Annotated in this window: 18 protein-coding genes and 1 pseudogene; 16 read left to right on the top strand and 3 right to left on the bottom strand. The window is 36.3% G+C overall.

The genetic code is table 11. From position 1 onward, the window contains the following. Positions 1–17: 17 nt before the first annotated feature. From J3U71_RS10200 to J3U71_RS10190, 3 genes are all read right to left on the bottom strand, one after another. On the bottom strand, positions 18–917 hold the full coding sequence (locus J3U71_RS10200) for a peptidylprolyl isomerase PrsA (protein ID WP_267394118.1): 900 nt from the start codon (positions 915–917) through the stop codon (positions 18–20). Positions 918–1,043: 126 nt separating this feature from the next. Next, positions 1,044–1,385 (bottom strand): hypothetical protein, encoded by a 342-nt coding sequence (locus J3U71_RS10195; protein WP_103751894.1) that lies wholly within the window; start codon positions 1,383–1,385, stop codon positions 1,044–1,046. A gap of 9 nt (positions 1,386–1,394) precedes the next feature. Next, positions 1,395–1,826 (bottom strand): HIT family protein, encoded by a 432-nt coding sequence (locus J3U71_RS10190; protein WP_103751893.1) that lies wholly within the window; start codon positions 1,824–1,826, stop codon positions 1,395–1,397. Between the two features lie 90 nt (positions 1,827–1,916). Here J3U71_RS10190 and J3U71_RS10185 point away from each other — a divergent pair, with 90 nt between their 5' ends. The 16 genes and pseudogenes from J3U71_RS10185 to nrdR all read left to right on the top strand — a co-directional run bounded on the left by J3U71_RS10185 (position 1,917) and on the right by nrdR (position 17,135). Next, positions 1,917–2,657, top strand: coding sequence for an ABC transporter ATP-binding protein (locus tag J3U71_RS10185; RefSeq protein ID WP_267394115.1), 741 nt, complete (start codon positions 1,917–1,919; stop codon positions 2,655–2,657). Beyond that, the gene (locus J3U71_RS10180) at positions 2,650–3,849 is read left to right on the top strand and encodes an ABC transporter permease (protein ID WP_267394113.1); all 1,200 of its coding nucleotides are present in this window, start codon (positions 2,650–2,652) and stop codon (positions 3,847–3,849) included. The genes J3U71_RS10185 and J3U71_RS10180 overlap by 8 nt, the downstream gene beginning before the upstream one ends. A 4-nt stretch (positions 3,850–3,853) precedes the next feature. Next, positions 3,854–4,513, top strand: a complete 660-nt coding sequence (gene trmB / locus J3U71_RS10175; RefSeq protein ID WP_220268195.1) for a tRNA (guanosine(46)-N7)-methyltransferase TrmB — start codon at positions 3,854–3,856, stop codon at positions 4,511–4,513. A gap of 32 nt (positions 4,514–4,545) precedes the next feature. Next, positions 4,546–4,866: a thioredoxin family protein gene (locus J3U71_RS10170; RefSeq protein ID WP_220219936.1), complete on the top strand. Its 321-nt coding sequence runs from the start codon at positions 4,546–4,548 to the stop codon at positions 4,864–4,866. 20 nt (positions 4,867–4,886) lie between these two features. Then, positions 4,887–5,534, top strand: a complete 648-nt coding sequence (gene ytpR / locus J3U71_RS10165; protein WP_267394110.1) for a YtpR family tRNA-binding protein — start codon at positions 4,887–4,889, stop codon at positions 5,532–5,534. A 332-nt stretch (positions 5,535–5,866) separates the two neighbouring features. Further along, a complete protein-coding gene (gene murC, locus J3U71_RS10160; protein WP_103751887.1) occupies positions 5,867–7,177 on the top strand; it encodes a UDP-N-acetylmuramate--L-alanine ligase in 1,311 nt (436 codons plus the stop codon). Between the two features lie 549 nt (positions 7,178–7,726). Continuing rightward, complete coding sequence (locus tag J3U71_RS10155) at positions 7,727–8,665, top strand: sugar phosphate isomerase/epimerase family protein (RefSeq protein ID WP_323848351.1); 939 nt, start codon at positions 7,727–7,729, stop codon at positions 8,663–8,665. 33 nt (positions 8,666–8,698) lie between these two features. After that, a complete protein-coding gene (locus J3U71_RS10150; RefSeq protein ID WP_220232137.1) occupies positions 8,699–10,075 on the top strand; it encodes a PTS transporter subunit EIIC in 1,377 nt (458 codons plus the stop codon). An 80-nt stretch (positions 10,076–10,155) separates the two neighbouring features. After that, on the top strand, positions 10,156–10,911 hold the full coding sequence (locus tag J3U71_RS10145) for a DeoR/GlpR family DNA-binding transcription regulator (protein WP_267394106.1): 756 nt from the start codon (positions 10,156–10,158) through the stop codon (positions 10,909–10,911). A gap of 150 nt (positions 10,912–11,061) precedes the next feature. Continuing rightward, on the top strand, positions 11,062–11,187 hold the full coding sequence (locus J3U71_RS10140; protein WP_267394104.1) for a hypothetical protein: 126 nt from the start codon (positions 11,062–11,064) through the stop codon (positions 11,185–11,187). After that, positions 11,157–11,300, top strand: a pseudogene (locus tag J3U71_RS11660) (SLAP domain-containing protein); the annotation flags it as partial. The gene J3U71_RS10140 and the pseudogene J3U71_RS11660, both read left to right, overlap by 31 nt. A gap of 111 nt (positions 11,301–11,411) precedes the next feature. Next, positions 11,412–12,338 (top strand): hypothetical protein, encoded by a 927-nt coding sequence (locus J3U71_RS10135; RefSeq protein ID WP_267394102.1) that lies wholly within the window; start codon positions 11,412–11,414, stop codon positions 12,336–12,338. 209 nt (positions 12,339–12,547) lie between these two features. Continuing rightward, complete coding sequence (polA, locus tag J3U71_RS10130; RefSeq protein ID WP_267394099.1) at positions 12,548–15,223, top strand: DNA polymerase I; 2,676 nt, start codon at positions 12,548–12,550, stop codon at positions 15,221–15,223. A gap of 13 nt (positions 15,224–15,236) precedes the next feature. Further along, positions 15,237–16,067 (top strand): bifunctional DNA-formamidopyrimidine glycosylase/DNA-(apurinic or apyrimidinic site) lyase, encoded by an 831-nt coding sequence (mutM, locus tag J3U71_RS10125; RefSeq protein WP_103751884.1) that lies wholly within the window; start codon positions 15,237–15,239, stop codon positions 16,065–16,067. Next, positions 16,064–16,681, top strand: coding sequence for a dephospho-CoA kinase (gene coaE / locus J3U71_RS10120; protein ID WP_267394096.1), 618 nt, complete (start codon positions 16,064–16,066; stop codon positions 16,679–16,681). Before mutM ends, coaE begins: the two co-directional genes overlap by 4 nt. After that, on the top strand, positions 16,668–17,135 hold the full coding sequence (gene nrdR / locus J3U71_RS10115; RefSeq protein WP_103751882.1) for a transcriptional regulator NrdR: 468 nt from the start codon (positions 16,668–16,670) through the stop codon (positions 17,133–17,135). Before coaE ends, nrdR begins: the two co-directional genes overlap by 14 nt. The last annotated feature ends 1 nt before the right edge of the window (position 17,136 follow it).

Genomic DNA, 17,136 nt, shown 5'->3' with positions numbered 1-17,136 from the left:
TTGCGATTAAACTATGCTTATTTCTTTGCATCTGAAGTAGAAATGTATGAAGATAAGACATTCTTAAGATCGTTATCTTTAATATTAACATCGGCTTTTTTCAATACAGTCGATATTACGCTACGCATTGTTTCTTGATCTTGTGACATAGAACGGTAAATCTGATCATCAATTTCCTTCTTGTGTGAAGCAAATGTGCCTTTACCAGGGTGTTTAATCATTCTAATCACATGGTAACCAGATTGTGATTTAACTGGGCTACTGGTGGTTTCATCGGTCTTTAACTTGAATGCCGCATTCTTAAATGCTGGGTCTAAAGTTGAATCGGTTGAATCAAAGGCAGGTAATTTTCCTTCGTTCGATTTAGTACCAGTATCAAGTGAGTATTTTTTAACTAAGCTCTTGAAGCTCTTACCATCTTTTAATTGCTTAATGATATCTTCAGCTTGTGATTTCTTGGCAACTAAAATATGTTGAACGGTAACTTTTGGTTGATATGATTTCCAAGCCTTGTCTTCTTGACTCTTAGAAATCTTCTTAACGTCTTTTAAAGCTGCCTCACTAAGTAAGTTAGTCTTAAGGTTTTGCTTAAAGCCTGAAACAGTCATACCGTTTTGTTGCAATACAGCGTTAAATTGGGAACCATATTGCTTTTTGTAATTATCAAATTGCTTGTTAACTTCACTCTTGGAAACTTTATTACCATATTGTTGTTCCAAAACATGGTTAATAATCATGTTAGCAAGAGCGGTTTGACCAGCTTGCGATTTCTTCATTTCATCGTAGTAGTCTTTTTGGGTAATTTTACCACCCTTGTAGGAGGCAACTGTCTTGCCATCATTAGAACAAGCAGCAGTTGATAAAGCAATTCCGGCTACAGCGGCTACTGCAGCAATTTTCTTAAAATATTTTTTCATAAAGTAATTCTCCACATCCTTAATAAATTAAGTCACCGTCAATTAATATAACATAAACTGGCAGCTCTAGTTTTTAATTTTATCGTTTTCACTAAAAAAACAAACTTTCTTTATAATTTTTTAGCATTATTCCGATTTCTTTGGCAGATTTTGTGTAATATCTTCACTAATTTTTTGTGTCTGTTTCTGCAATTGGGCGATTATCCGCGAAATGCTCATTTGATAATATTGAATATCTTTTTCCAATTCAGTAAGATTCTTTTTAACAGGAGGTAACGAGGCATTTAGTTCTTGGCGAGCTTCTTGCAAGCTCCCAATTGCGTTCGTTAAATCGCTGATATCTTCCTTTGTACCCTGAAATTGATCTTGAATTGGTTGACCAAGACGTCGACCGTTTTTGTCTCTAAATAATGATAAAACCATGCCAAATCCGGCACCGACTGCTAGTCCAAGACTAAATTTCTTCATAATTTCTCCTTAAAACTGGGCCTTAATTTGTTCTGCAATTTTTTGGTAATCTGCTTCAGTATAGTTTGCTTCGTTGTTTCTGGTAACGATTTTTAGACCATCACCTTCGAAACGAGGAACAAAATGAATATGTGAATGCATTACCACCTGATTTGCGCTAGCGCCATTATTGGTGCTAATATTCATCCCTGTAATTTTAGGGTCATAATTTTTGATTGCATTAGCAATCGCAGGAATATATTTTAAGAATCTCTGCGCATCGTCAGCTGTGTAATCAAAAAAGTTAGCAATGTGCTTTTTTGGGACCATCAAAGTATGACCAGGGTTTACTTGCGACAAATCTAAGAATGCCTTGACATCATCATTTTCAAAAATAGTGTAGCTAGGAACTTCACCACGAATAATTTTACAGAATAAACAATCTTTATCTAATTCAGCCATCTTTAAACCTCTTAACTTTGAAATGTAGTTTCCATTAATATCATGCTATCATATTAAATGAAGAAATTCATTAAAAGAAAGATAGGAAATATGGTTCTCAAAATAGAGCATTTGACTGGTGGATATACTGGTATACCAGTCATTAAAGATATTAATTTAGAAATTCAGCCAGGTGAAGCATTAGGAATTATCGGCCTAAATGGTGCGGGCAAATCAACTACAATTAAGCACATTCTTGGTTTACTAAGACCACAAAAAGGCAAAATTGTATTAAATTCGGTTGAATTGATTAAACAGCCGACTGAATTTAAACGCCAAATTGCATACATTCCGGAAGTTCCGGTTTTGTACGAAGAATTAACTTTGAAAGAACATTTAGAACTCACCATGATGAGTTATCAATTAGATGAAAAGAAAGCTTGGAAGCGGGCCAATGAACTGCTAAAAATGTTTAGGCTTGATGATAAGCTAGATTGGATGCCAATCTATTTTTCAAAGGGAATGAAACAAAAAGTGATGATTGTGACTGCTTTTTTGGCAGATACTGATTTGCTGGTAATTGATGAGCCTTTTACTGGCCTTGATCCACTTGCTGTTGGCAACCTGATTGATTTAATTAAAAAAGCGGTGGCGCAGAAAAAAATGATACTGATGTCAACGCATATACTGGCAGACGCCGAACAAGCAATTTCTAACTATGCTGTCTTGAACAATGGCAAGATTGAGGTAATTGGAAGTTTAACAGACATTAGAAAGCATTATGGCTTGAATGAGTCCGATTCCTTTGACAAGATCTACCAAATCTTGAATGAGGAGCAAAGACATGCGTAAATTAGCTCAAAAAAGACTGCAATCCAATTTACAACAATCACTCAAATATCTGGTTTTAGTATTTAATGACTTTTTTATTTTGGCATTAATCTTTTTGTTCGGTGCCATAATGTTTTGGTATGCACAGGCAATGAAAACAATGCCAAGCCAGCGCTGGTTTTATCGTCCTTTGGTTGGGGCAATTTTATGGCTGCCACTATTGGTTGGAAAACTGGTTACGATGTTGAAACCAGCTGATTTACAGTTTTTACTGCCGCAAGATGAGCAGATAGATGACTATTTAAAGCCAATGTTTAATTATAGTTTGGTTGTACCTGGGATTATCCTCATTTTGCTGGCTGGAATTTTGTTTCCATTTGCGACTATTAAGGCAAAGATAGCACCGTTAGAATACATTCTGACTGTTTTTGGTGTTTTTATTGCTAAAATTTTACAGTTGAAAATAATGGAGCATAATCTGTTCTTTAATCGCAAAATATCCTTACTAGCTGTCAATCTAGTGCTATTATTAGCTTTTATTTTAGGTCTGACTTCGGTCAAAATTTTTTATGTCGTATTCTTTTTATTGGTAATTTGTGTCTGGCTACTGATTTTTAAACCGCGTCATGATGCACTTTTTGATTGGCAATATGCGGTTGAATTAGAGCAAAAACGCAAAAGCAGGGTTTACAGTGCTTTTAACATGTTTACCGATGTAAAAGAAAAAAGAGTGACAGTCAAGCGGCGTAAGTATTTGGACTTTTTATTGCCTAAATCACTTGCACGTGAAAATCCTAACCGTTTTTTGTATCGGAGATCACTTCTACGGAATCCAGAAAATATCAGCTTATTGGTGCGAATGACTGCTTTTGCCATTTTAGTCTCCTGGCTTGTGCAAAATTGGTTATGGGCGCTCGGACTGTCATGCTTAGTAATCTTCTTGACGGTTTACCAATTGCTGCCAATGGCCAATGAATTTGATAACAATATTATGTATCGGATATATCCAATACAGCGAAATAATCGTGGGAAAGACTTAGTAATCGTTTTGGCACTAGCTTTAGTTTTACAATGGTTAATTATTAGTCTGTTTTGGTTGCTATTGCTGCCAATTAATTTAAACTTATTAGAAGCATGCGCTGCCTTGCTCATCTTTAGCTTACTAATCGGACAAATTTATTTACCCGCAAAAATCAAGAAAAGGAAGATATAATTTAATGAGGTTACGAAATAAGCCTTGGGCTGTTAAATTGGTCGGTGAACACCCAGAAAGCGTCTTAGATCGACCGGATCCGGCAAGTAAAATCGACTGGTCAAAAAGATTTACAGATATTTCTAGGCCGCTTGAAATTGAAGTTGGCTCAGGTAAAGGGCGCTTTATTACAACACTGGCTGAACAACATCCTGAAAAGAACTTTGTTGCTGTGGAATTGCAAATCACGGCGGCAGGAATTATCTTACGAACAAAACTGGAAAAGAAGCTCGAAAACTTACAGATTCTTTGCGCTGATGCAGCTAATTTAGATTCATTTTTTAGCCCGCATAGCGCCGAAACGATTTACTTAAATTTCAGTGATCCATGGCCAAAGAGTCGTCATGAAAAGCGGCGCTTAACTTATAAGACTTTTTTGGCAAAATACCAAGCAATTCTGGCGCAACACGGCCATTTAGAATTTAAAACAGATAATGCTGGTCTTTATGCTTACTCTGTTTTGAGCATGAACAATTTTGGCATGCACTTTGACTTTGTCTCCGTTGATTTACATCATGAAAATGAAGAAATTGTGACGCGAAATATTGAAACTGAATATGAACATAAATTTGTAGCTAATGGTAATCCAATTTATGCCCTCCATGCAGACTTTGGAGTAAAATAGTTGAGAAGCGATTTGAATTGAGAGGTTTACAAATGGAACAAATAAAAAAATTTGATGATGCAAAATTAGCTGAAATTACCAAAACTGGTCGAGTAGTTCTTGAGTTTTCAGCTGATTGGTGCCCAGATTGCCGCTTTTTAGACCCATTAATGCCGGAAATTGAAAGTGATTTTGCTGATAGCAAATTTTATCAAATTGACCGTGATGGCGCAGTAGATGTCGCTAAAAAGTTAAATATTATGGGAATTCCTTCTTTTGTTGTCTACCAAGATGGTCAAGAAATTGGTAGACTAGTTAATAAGGATCGCAAAACCAAGGAAGAAGTCGAAGACTTTTTGCGGTCACTTGACTAAGTGAAAGAGGATTATTGTAAATGATTACTAGTATTAATAAACAAAGTTATCCTAATACCTTGATTGTGATTTTAGGTCAAGATCAAGGTAAAAGTGAATACGAAGAAAAAGAAGATATTACGCGTATTACTGACGAAAAAGGTAATGTCACAGGCTACAATTTCTTTAACGTTGACCAAGTAATTGATTATGACAAGTTACCAAATGGTGAGGTTAAACTTTCTGAAAAGGATTTAGCTGCTTTAAATCAAAAACTTGCCGATGCAGGTTTTGATGATAAGCTTGCTTATGGTAAGCCGACACTAGTTTACGGCTATGTGAAAACTTGTGAAAAACATCCTGATTCTGATCACCTGCATGTTACAATCATCGATGTTGGTAATGGTGAGGAGCATCAAATAGTTTGTGGTGCGCCAAATATTGCTCAAGGGCAAAAAGTAGTTGTGGCCCTTCCAGGGACATTAATGCCAAATGGTCAGATGATTTGGCCAGGTAAATTACGGTCAGTTGATTCATATGGCATGATTTGTTCTGCTCGTGAATTAGGCTTAGAACATGCACCACAAAAGCGTGGCATCATGGTTGTACCTGATGATTTCTCCGTTGGGGATGCATTTGACGCTGAGAAATGTGATGAATTGCTTGCCAGCGGCAAAATTAGTTTATAAAGTAAAAAGACTCCATCAATGTGGGGCCTTTTTTGCTTGAAAAAAGTTAGTGGTATTAATAGTTAAAAAAATTTCCAAGTTAACTGGCTTGTGCTAAAGCTAATTGGACCACTACCGTCTTGGTGGTAAAGTTGAAATTTAACAACGGATGTTTTACTTAGAGCTAAGTATAATTAATGTACCGCAATGGTACTAATTAACTATCGTTTGTGAACAATTATGAGCTTAAACTGTCGAAATTTTTCCGGCAGTTTTTCGGGAGTTTAAGCTCTTTTTATTGTAGTAATGGTAAAATAAGAAACGATGTTAAATAGAATTTTGGAGCTTAGAAAATGTTAGATAAAAATAAACAAATTTGGTTTATCGGAATTAAAGGTACCGGAATGGCTTCATTAGCCTTATTGCTTAAGGATTTAGGTTATGATGTAGCTGGTAGTGATATTGCAAAATATACTTTTACGCAGGTACCACTAGAGAAAGCTGGCATACCGGTAACACAATTTTCGCCAGATAACATTAAAGATTCAGGTCAAGTAATTGTTAAAGGTAATGCTTTTAAGAATGATAATGTCGAGGTTAAAGCTTGTGAAGATAAGCAGATTGCCTGGCAAAGTTATCCGGATACTGTTGAAGAAATCGTTCAAATGCATACAAGTATTGGTGTTTCCGGAACGCATGGGAAAACTTCTACAACTGGTATTCTTGCCCGTGTCATGGGTGAAGCTGCTCCAACCTCATATTTAATTGGTGATGGGGAAGGTAAGGGAGTGAAAGATTCGCGCTTTTTTGTTTATGAAGCTGATGAATATCGTAGACACTTCTTGGCGTATCATCCTGATTATCAAATTATGACCAACATTGATTTTGATCACCCGGATTATTTCAAAGACCAAGATGACTATACTTCAGCCTTTCAAACTGCTGCTAATCAGACTAAAAAGGCTTTGTTTGTTTGGGGAGGCAATGAGCGTTTGCAGGCGTTAGAAGCTAAGATCCCTAAATATACTTATGGTTTTGAGGACAATGATGACTTTCAGGCTGTTGATGTCAACAGAACGACTGCGGGGGCTGAATTTACTGTTATTACACATGGTAAGGAAATTGGTAGGTTCACCATTCATCTATTTGGTGACCATAATATTTTAAATGCTACCGCCGTTATTGCCGTCGCTTACACTGAAAAAGTTCCATTAGATGACATTAAAAAGGGGTTATTGTCATATACAGGGGCCAAAAGACGCTTTTCAGAAAAAGATTTTGGTGACATTAATGTGATTGATGATTATGCTCATCATCCTACTGAGATGCGAGCAACAATTCAAGCAGCACGTCAAAAGTTTCCTAACAAGCGATTAGTAGTTGTTTTTCAACCTCATACATTCACCCGGACAAAGAAATATGCAAAAGATTTTGAAGAAATTCTACGCGGGGTTGATAAGGCATACATTACGCCGATATATGCCTCCGCTCGTGAAGCAAGTGGAGATATTTCCAGTAATGATTTAGTTGCTAACATCCCTGGGTCCGAAGTTATTAATCTAGATAATATTGCTGACTTAGCTCAAAACCAAGATAGTGTTATTGTCTTTATGGGTGCAGGCGACATTCAGAAATATGAAGATGCTTTAGAAAAGCTGCTGTAATTGTATCTAAAATTTTGTTAATAGTTTAAGTAGAGTTTATGTTTAATTAACGTAAACTCTATTTTTCTTGTTTAATGTTGTCATAACAAAGTTGCTGGTTAGTGCCAAAGATATTCCAGGTTATGGGTTAAAAATTAAGACCAAATAGTAGGGCTAAACAGCCGCATACTAACGTTACTTTAACTAGCAAGCTTCACATAAATAAGCATAATAAAAATGCAATTAATAAAGCCAAATTAACAACGAGCTTTTTAGTAGCCACGAGCGAAAATAATCGGGTTATAAAGACTGCGGTAGATTTTTTTAAAGAAAGCGTTGAGAAATAAACTCAACGCTTTTTTGCATGTTTTAGCTTTTGATCTTCTTGTTGCTATTTAAGTCTTAGCAAGCGCTCTTATTTTTACTTTTTAGCATGTAAAAGGTTTAGTCATTTTTATGCAATATTTTGAAATAAAATAAAATAAATTGAAAATAGGTGGTTGTAAAATGAAAACTTATGGAATATAATGAAAATGTAAACGATAACAATTGAAATACAAGGAGAAAGCAATGATTACAATTAAAACGGCGACAAGATTAAATGCATATCTGCCACATTACAATAATGATATCAATCAGGTTTTTAAGGAATTAAAAAGGGTAGGAATCAATTATGTTGATATTAACTTTCCGCAGCAGACAATTGGTATTCCAGCAGCAAAAATGAAGCAAATGCTTCAGCAAAATGACTTGTGTCCCAATGGAATGGAAATGCGCTTTGAGGATCATTATCTTAATGGCGATCTAAGCAACTTGGATGATCGAATTTATCGAGATGCCATTGAGATGTGTAAAAAAGCCGCTGATTATTGTCATGCAATTGGTGGAACAATGATTAATATCTGGAGTGCTCACGACGGTTTTGATTACAGCTTTCAAATTGATTATTTAAAGGTATGGCAACGAATCGTCAAAGCATGTCAAGAAATTGCAGATTATGCTCCTGACATTAAATTTAGTATTGAATATAAACCATATGAGCCTCGTGCCTATGCCTTCGTTGACAGTATGGGAATTTTGGGCATGATGCTGAAAGATATTAACCGACCAAATTTTGGCGTTTTACTAGATTATTGTCATATGCTAATGAAACATGAAAATCCTGCCATGGGTGCTGCTTTATTTGCAAGTCAAAAAGAATTGTTTGGTGTTCACATTAATGACGGTTATGGCGTACATGATGATGGTCTAATGGTTGGAACTGTTACACCATTTAAAACCTTAGAATTTTTGTATTACATGAAAAAATATGATTTTGATGGGATGTATTACTTTGATACCGCTCCAGTAATTGAAAATCCTAGTCAGGAAACTGCGAAAAATATTGAAATGCTGAAGTATCTGTTGAACCTTTTAGACCGAATTGGAATGGATCATATCGAGACCATAATTCAAGAAAATGATGCAATTAAGGCACGCGAACTATTACTTGAATTTATGAAAAATTAACTAACAAAGCCTAGATTTATTTCAAGGAGGCATATGATGGATTATAAAAAAACGGCACAAGGTGTCTTAGATGCTGTTGGTGGGCCTGATAATATTTCTAATATGACGCATTGCGCAACAAGATTACGATTAAACTTAAAAAATGACCAAATTAATGATGACAAAGTCAAAGCGGTAGACGGTGTAATTAACGTTTCGCGGGGAGGCGGTCAATACCAAGTTTTGATTGGACTTGAAGTCCCTAAAGTTTTTAGTGAATTTGAAAAACTAGTAAATGGTAATAGCGCTCAAACAGTCAGTACCAATCTCAAGCCTGAGGGTTTTAAGGGATATGTTAATGCATTATTTACTGCAATAGCAGGTATTTTTGCGCCACTATTGCCAGCTTTAGCTGGATCAGGTATTCTATATGGCTTATTGCTTCTTTGCAGCGAACTGGGGTGGATTAGCCAAAAGAGCGGTACATTTGTTATTTTGACCGCTGCATCAAAAGCTGTTTTTTATTTTCTACCTATTCTCTTGGCGTTTTCGGCTGCACGAAGATTTAAAGTTAGTCCCTATATTGCAGCTTTAATTGCTGGCGCCCTTTTGTATCCAGACTTTATCCAATTAATGGGAAGTCACGGCAACGGGGCAATGACATCATTTCTAGGAATTCCTGTTGTATTAATGAATTACAATTCAACGGTTGTTCCAATTCTAATAGCAATTTGGGCGTATTCTTATCTATATAAATGGCTTGATAAACATGTAAGCAAGAACTTGGAATTAGTCGTTGTGCCATTAGTTTGTCTGCTTATTATGGTACCTTTAACGGTAATTGTTATTGGTCCTCTTGGTGTCTATGGCGGACAATTAGTTGCTAATATTGTTAATTGGTTAATTAAAAATGTTCCGCTATTAGCTGGTGTTGTTGTTGGCGGGGGCTGGAGTTTTCTCGTTTCACTGGGGATCCATTGGGCCGTCAATCCAATTATGATTAATAATATTGCAACTCAAGGGTTTGACTTTATTTGTCCACTAACGTTTGCGTGCAACTTTGGTGTAATTGGCACTGCTCTTGGTGTCTGGCTTAAGACGCGCAATAAAGAATTAAAGAGCTTTTCGCTGACTGGTGTAATCACTATTTGTTTGTCGGCAATTATTGAACCAACTTTGTTCGGACTCTTAGTAAAAAATCGTAGAATTTGGGCAGCTCAAATAATTGCTGGCGCTTTGGGCGGCGCATACCTAGGACTAACTAAGGTATATACAAATGCATTTGTTTTTGGGTCAGTAACCACTTTTCCCGCTTTCATTGCTAAAAACAGTAATAATTTTCTTAATGCAATGATTGGCTTAGCAATTTCCACTATTGTCGGAATTGCACTAGGTTTTATAGTTACAAGGCGTGATGAACATCTTGCCTAATGTGATTAAAAGCAAATGAAATAACATATTATAAGAGTATAATAAAGGGAGCATGAAAATTATAAAGAAGGGGAATTAACTTGCTTCCGATTGAAAGACAAAATCAAATTTTGCAAATTCTTGAAAACAAAGATATGAGTAAACTTGAGGAACTTCACGCGCAAATTCCAGGCGTTTCAATTTCAACATTGAGAAGAGACATTAAAGCCTTAGAAAATGAAGGAAAAATTGAATATCTTTTTGGTGGAGCTGTGAGGCTTTGCGATGGTGCTGGTGAGGTTGAGTTTGCCAAAAAAGAGCACAATCATCAAAAGGAAAAAAAGCTAATTGCTGAACTCGCAGCAAAAGAAGTTCACGATAATAATGCCATTTACATTGATTCTGGTACTACTTGTACACTGTTACTTGATAAGATAAAGAACAAGAAAGTAACAGTTTATACGACTAACACTCAGGTCTGTCATATAGGTGGCAATTTTAAGGCAGAAATTATTTTAATTGGCGGTAAATATAATGGGGTTACGTCTTCACTTACAGGTGCCTTAACTAATGATTTGCTTTCTAAGTTGCGGTTTGATAAATCTTTCTTTGGTATGAACGGTATTAGTCTTAATAGTGGTTACACTACCCCACAATTTGACGAGGCGATAAAAAAGCAGCTGATTGCAAAGCGTACTACACAATCCTTTATTCTTGCTGACAGTAGTAAATTTGGAATATCATCAAATGTTCAAGCCTTGGAATTGAAGGATGCCACTCTGATTTCTGATAGCAGTGATCCCGAAATTGCTAAACAAACTCAAATTATTTTCCCTAAAAGTAAAGGTCAGAAATAATTGTCATTTGTTTTTTATAGTTTAAGTCAAATTAGTTAATTAAAAGCGTTTTATTACTAAACGCTTTTAATTTTATGTGAGTTTTTTCTTTATTAATTTCGATTTTGTTATAAAATTAATACTAAAATCTAAAACAGGTAGAGGTATTATATGAAATTAAAGCAAAAAGCAGCAATTGGTTCAGTAGTCAGTATGTTTGCTCTTGCCTTGGTAGCTAATTTAAGTTTGGGTGCCCAGCCAAGCCAATCGAGGCAACCGAAGAAACTAATGAAATAACACTAGCACATAACGCCTATGTTTATAATAAACACGGTAAGCGTTTAAGCAAGTTTCAAAGAAGCAAGCAAAAGGCGCATTTAAAAAGGGGCTTAAGTGTAGCTTTCGTCGGTAAAATCGAACCGATTGAGCATAGTGACAAACAATTTTATCTTTTAAATGATGATAATTATCATCAATCATGGTTGCCTTACCATAAAATTGGTGGAGAATACTTTTACAGCTTGGGTTCAGGCGGCTTTGTTAAGGCAGTAAATGTTGGTCAAGTTAACAATAAACCACTTTATACTCATGAGGCAAAGGTCAAAATCGCTAAAAAGGTAAAACCTTATACAGCAGGAATTGGTAAAGATAAGACGGTTATCAAGCCCGGAAAAACTTATCGAGTAGACAGTATTACTGCATTAACGACCGATTCTAAGCCTGTAGTTAATTACCGAATTAGCGGAACGATCGAAGCTTTTATTCCTAAGAAAGATTTAGCTGTAACCCCCCGGCAGAATTTGAAACTGTATACGCAAGCTACATATGTCGGCTTTTTAAAAACAGCTGGGACTTATGATATCACCGCAACAGCACTTCCGACTGAAAGTGCAAATTCGACTTTTAACACTGGTGACATGTATCCAGTTGAAAAACTTACTTATTTATGGGATTCTAGTGAAAAGAAGGCTGAATTATTTTACCTGTTAAAAGATTCATGGGCTAAACCACGTTTTTATTCGCTAGCAAATTATCAGCCAGCAGCTACGCCAAGTTTAACTTATGTTAAGGTTGAGGGAACAAATTACATTTCAGGCCCATACTTGAAACCAAATAACACTCCTGAACAAGCGCAAGCGGATGCTAAAATTGCTACTAAAGAAGATAAACAAAAATTACAGACTTTAGTTGATCAAGAATTGATTACACCATACCAAAAAGACAATAATTTTACCCTTTGTGGTTTTAGATTTGGTTATGCGTTGCAATTAGCACAAAATACCTTAAAATCTGAAAAGGCCACAATTGCCGAGGTAAAAGAAGCGACTGCAATTTTGCAAAAAGCTCATAGTAACGTGTTGAATTGCACACCAAAACAAGAAAAAGGCGATCAGTTGTTAGGAACCAGTACGCCATATTTGTTAGAGCGTCAGAATTTTATTCAATAAATAGCGAGTTAGAGCATTGAAATTAAGTTTTCAATGCTTTTTATTAGCTAAAAAAGTAGGTTCTTAATTTAAAATTTGACTTCTGAATTGAAGTTAATTGGCTAAAATGTATAGCAAATCTGAATAAAAACAGTATTATGCCAGAATGCCGTAAAAACTGGTAAAATGGTAGTTGAACTAAAGACCAGTGATAATTGTGAGGAGATCTAATGGCTAATCAAAAATTACTTTTAATTGATGGTAATTCTGTTGCCTTTCGTGCGTTTTATGCACTTTATCGTCAACTTGAAAATTTCAGAAACCCTGAAGGATTGCATACAAATGCCATTTATACTTTTAAGAATATGCTTGATGTTGTTTTAAACAATGTTCAGCCAGATCATGTTTTAGTTGCTTTTGATGCGGGTAAAACTACTTTTAGAAATAAGATGTATGCTGATTACAAGGGTGGCAGACAAAAAACCCCAGGTGAACTTTCGGAGCAGCTACCATATGTGCAAGAACTATTGCACGATTTAGGCATCTCGACTTATGAATTAGAAAACTATGAAGCCGATGATATTATCGGAACCTTTGCAAAAATTGGTGAAAAAAATGGTTTTGATGTAACCATCGTAACTGGGGATAAGGATTTAACGCAGCTTGCTTCTGAGCACACCACGGTGATGGTAACCAAGTCAGGTGTGATGAACCTTGAGTCCTATACGCCTGAACATATGAAGGAAGTTAATGGTGTTACCCCAACTGAATTTATTGATATGAAGGCCTTGATGGGGGATAACTCGGACAATTATCCGGGTGTCACCAAAGTAGGACCAAAGAAAGCATCGCAGTTAATTCAAGAATATGGTTCAGTTGAAAACTTATATGATCATATTGATGACATGAAAGCATCAAAGCTAAAAGAAAATTTGCTTAATGATAAGGATAAAGCCCTGTTAGGTAAAAAATTGGCTACGATCAACTGTGATACGCCAGTAACCATTGGAATTGATGATATTAAAAGAAGGCCGGTTGATTACCAAAAGTTGCGGCGTTTTTACGAGAAAATGAATTTCCGCAAGTTTTTGAGTGAATTAGCGCCTGATGGTGATTCTGGTAAAAATGAGACATCCCAAGATTCGCATGTCAAAATGGAATACACCGAGTTAACCAAGGACAATTTGGCTAAAATTACGGTTAATGAAGGCGATGAGGTCATTTTTTACTTAGGGATGCTGGGACCAAATTATCATTTGGCTGAGTTCGTCGGTTTTGCCTTTAAGATTAGCAAACAGATTTTTCTAAGTCGCGACGTAACGCTATTACAGGATGCCAAGCTAAAACAGATTTTAGAAGATAAGAAAATTAGCAAAGATGTCTTTGACCTTAAGCGGACAACTGTGGGACTAAATCGTTTAGGAATCCACGCGCATGGGATTGAATATGATATGCTGCTAGCTTCGTATTTGATTAATAATGAAAATAATTCGGACGATATGGCCGAAGTTTGCCGGATGTATGGGAATGACACTGTCAGAAGTGATCTTGACGTTTATGGCAAAGGTAAAAGTGAAAAGATTCCTACTGATGACGATGTGCTGTATAATCATTTAGCCACCAAAGTCGAAGCAATTGAAACCTTGAAAGAAACGCTGCTTGCCAGACTAAAAGAGCATGAACAAGATGATTTGTTTGCAAGTATCGAAATTCCAGTGGCACGCGTTTTAGCGATTATGGAAATAAATGGAATCAAGGTTCAGGCTGATACTTTAACTGAGCTGCAAGATGAATTTGCTGTAGAACTTAAAAAGATGGAAAAGCAGATTTATGATGAGGCTGGTGAAGAATTTAATATTAATTCGCCGAAACAACTTGGTCATATTCTGTTTGAAAAAATGGGGCTCAAGCCAATTAAAAAGACTAAAACCGGTTATTCAACATCAGTTGATGTCTTGAACCAGTTAAAAGATGAAAATCCAATTATCGGGCAAATCCTTTCTTACCGACAAATTGCTAAAATTCAGTCGACTTATGTTAATGGCCTGCTAGATGTTATTCAAAAAGATGGCCGAGTTCATACACGGTATTTGCAAACTCTAACGGCAACTGGACGCCTATCTTCGGTTGATCCTAATTTACAAAACATTCCGACGAGAACAGAAGAAGGTAAGCAAATTCGAAAGGCTTTTGTTCCTAGTGAACCTGATGGTTATATCTTTTCTTGTGATTACTCACAAATTGAATTGCGTGTTTTGGCTCAAGTTTCTGGTGATGAACAAATGCAAGAAGCATTCAGAACCGGCTACGATATTCACGCTCATACCGCAATGAAAATATTCCACTTGAAATCAACCGATGATGTTACGCCATTAATGCGGCGTCGAGCAAAGGCAGTCAATTTTGGTATTGTCTACGGCATTTCGGATTATGGCTTATCGAAAAATCTGAATATTAGTAGAAAACAAGCCAAAGAATTTATCGATAATTATTTTGAGCAATACCCGCAAATTAGAGAATATATGGATAAGGCCGTTAAATTTGCTCGCGAAAAAGGTTACGCAGAAACAATTATGCATAGAAGACGGTACTTGCCTGATATTCATGCAAAGAATTATAATGTGCGGTCTTTTGCGGAAAGAACTGCAATTAACTCACCAATTCAGGGTTCCGCTGCTGATATTATTAAAATTGCGATGATCAATATGCAGAAGAAATTGAATGATTTACACCTTAAGACTAAAATGGTGGTTCAGGTTCATGATGAGTTGATTTTTGATGTGCCAAAAGATGAGATAGAAACAATTAAAAAGATTGTCCCAGAGGTAATGCAGTCTGCCGTTACTCTTGATATTCCGCTTGTTGCTGATTCAGGGTACGGTCATAATTGGTTTGATGCAAAATAAGGAGTAATAATAAATGCCAGAAATGCCGGAAGTAGAAACGGTTCGCCGTACTCTTCTCCCCTTAATTAAAGGAAAAACGATTAAAGAAATCACGCTGTGGTATCCCAAAATTATTGCTAGTGATCCAACAGAATTCGTTCAAAAGCTTACGGGTCAAGAAGTAGTGGCAATTGACCGGTATGCAAAGTATTTATTGATTCGGCTGACGAATGATTTAACTGTAGTTTCTCATTTACGCATGGAAGGAAAGTATCGTCTAGTTGACGTGGCTGCACCGAAAGATAAACATGATCACGTACAGTTTGCTTTTACTGATAATACAGCCTTGCGTTATAATGATGTCCGCAAATTTGGCCGAATGCAATTAGTTAAAACTGGAACAGAAAAAAGAACAACAGGAATTAGTAAACTGGGCTTTGAACCTAATTCTCATAAATTCACGGTTGCTTATTTTGCAAATTGTCTTAAGCATAAAAAGAAAAATATTAAAAATACGCTTCTTGATCAATCTGTAGTTGCCGGTTTAGGCAATATTTATGTCGATGAAGTTTTATGGCTAACTAGAATTCATCCGTTAAGTATGGCCAATAAGATTCCACCTTCCAGAGTGAAACAATTGCATGACAATATTAATTCTTTGATCAAATTAGCTATTGCTGAGCGTGGGACAACCGTGCACACTTACCTGGATGCTAATGGTGAAACTGGCGGCTTTCAGAAAATGTTGCGGGTATACGGGCATAAAGGTGAACCATGTGCAAGATGTGGAACCCCTCTTGAAAAAATCAAGGTAAATGGTCGTGGAACAACATATTGTCCTAAATGTCAGGTGAATTATCAATGACCATTGTCTTAGGTCTTACTGGGGGAATAGCTAGCGGTAAAAGTACAGCTGATAGCTTTTTTATAAAAAAGCATATTCCAGTAATTGATAGTGATTTAATTGCTCACCATATTTTAGATATAGGTGAAAAGGGCTACAATTTAGTAATTAATTATTTTGGCGATCAGTATTTAGCAGCAAATAAAGCAATTGATCGCGCAAAGTTAGGTAAATTAGTTTTTAATTCACCTAAAGACTTAGCTAAATTAAATGAAATTACCCACCCGTTGATTTTTCAAGAAATCGAGACTAAAATTAGCCAACATAAACAGGAAAATGAGCCACTTATCATAGTAGATGCACCGTTATTATTTGAGTCAGGTGGTTTAAGCTATTGTGACCGCAGTTTGCTGATTGCTGTACCTGAAAAAATGCAAGTAAAACGCTTGATGGCGCGCAATCACATAACTGAAGCTGAAGCATTAAAGCGAATTAATAGTCAGATGCCTTTGGCGCAAAAGCAAAAATTAGCTGATTATGTTGTTACAAATACTGGTACAATAAAAGAACTAGAAGACAAATTAAACGAGCTGCTACTTAAATTAATAAAGGAGGACCAGTATGGAATGTCCTAATTGTCGGCAAAATGCCTCGCGCGTGATTGATTCTCGACCGAGTGATGAAAATCGTGCTATTAGAAGACGGCGTGAATGCGAAAACTGTGGTTTTCGGTTTACTACTTTTGAGCGAATTGAAACAACACCATTATTGGTAATCAAAAATGACAATACCCGGGAACCTTTTAACCGGAAAAAGATTTTGCATGGTGTCATGGCAGCTGGTCAAAAGCGTCCAATTACAAGCTCGCAGTTCGAGCAATTGGTTGATCACGTTGAAAATAAGGTTAGACAGCAGGGAGTAAGTGAGATTTCTTCGAAGAAAATCGGTCAACTAGTGATGGATGAATTGGCTGAACTAGATGATGTTGCTTACATTCGCTTTGCTTCCATTTACCGTGAATTTAAAGATATGTCTAGTTTCATGAAAACAATGGAGGATATGATTGCTAAGCGAGAGAAGGGGAACTAGA

The organism is Lactobacillus sp. B4015 (genome assembly GCF_026536055.1).
In the GTDB taxonomy this organism is placed as follows: domain Bacteria; phylum Bacillota; class Bacilli; order Lactobacillales; family Lactobacillaceae; genus Lactobacillus; species Lactobacillus panisapium.
Note: the sequence above shows the minus strand (reverse complement) of the source record. Positions and strands in the feature narration are given on the sequence as shown.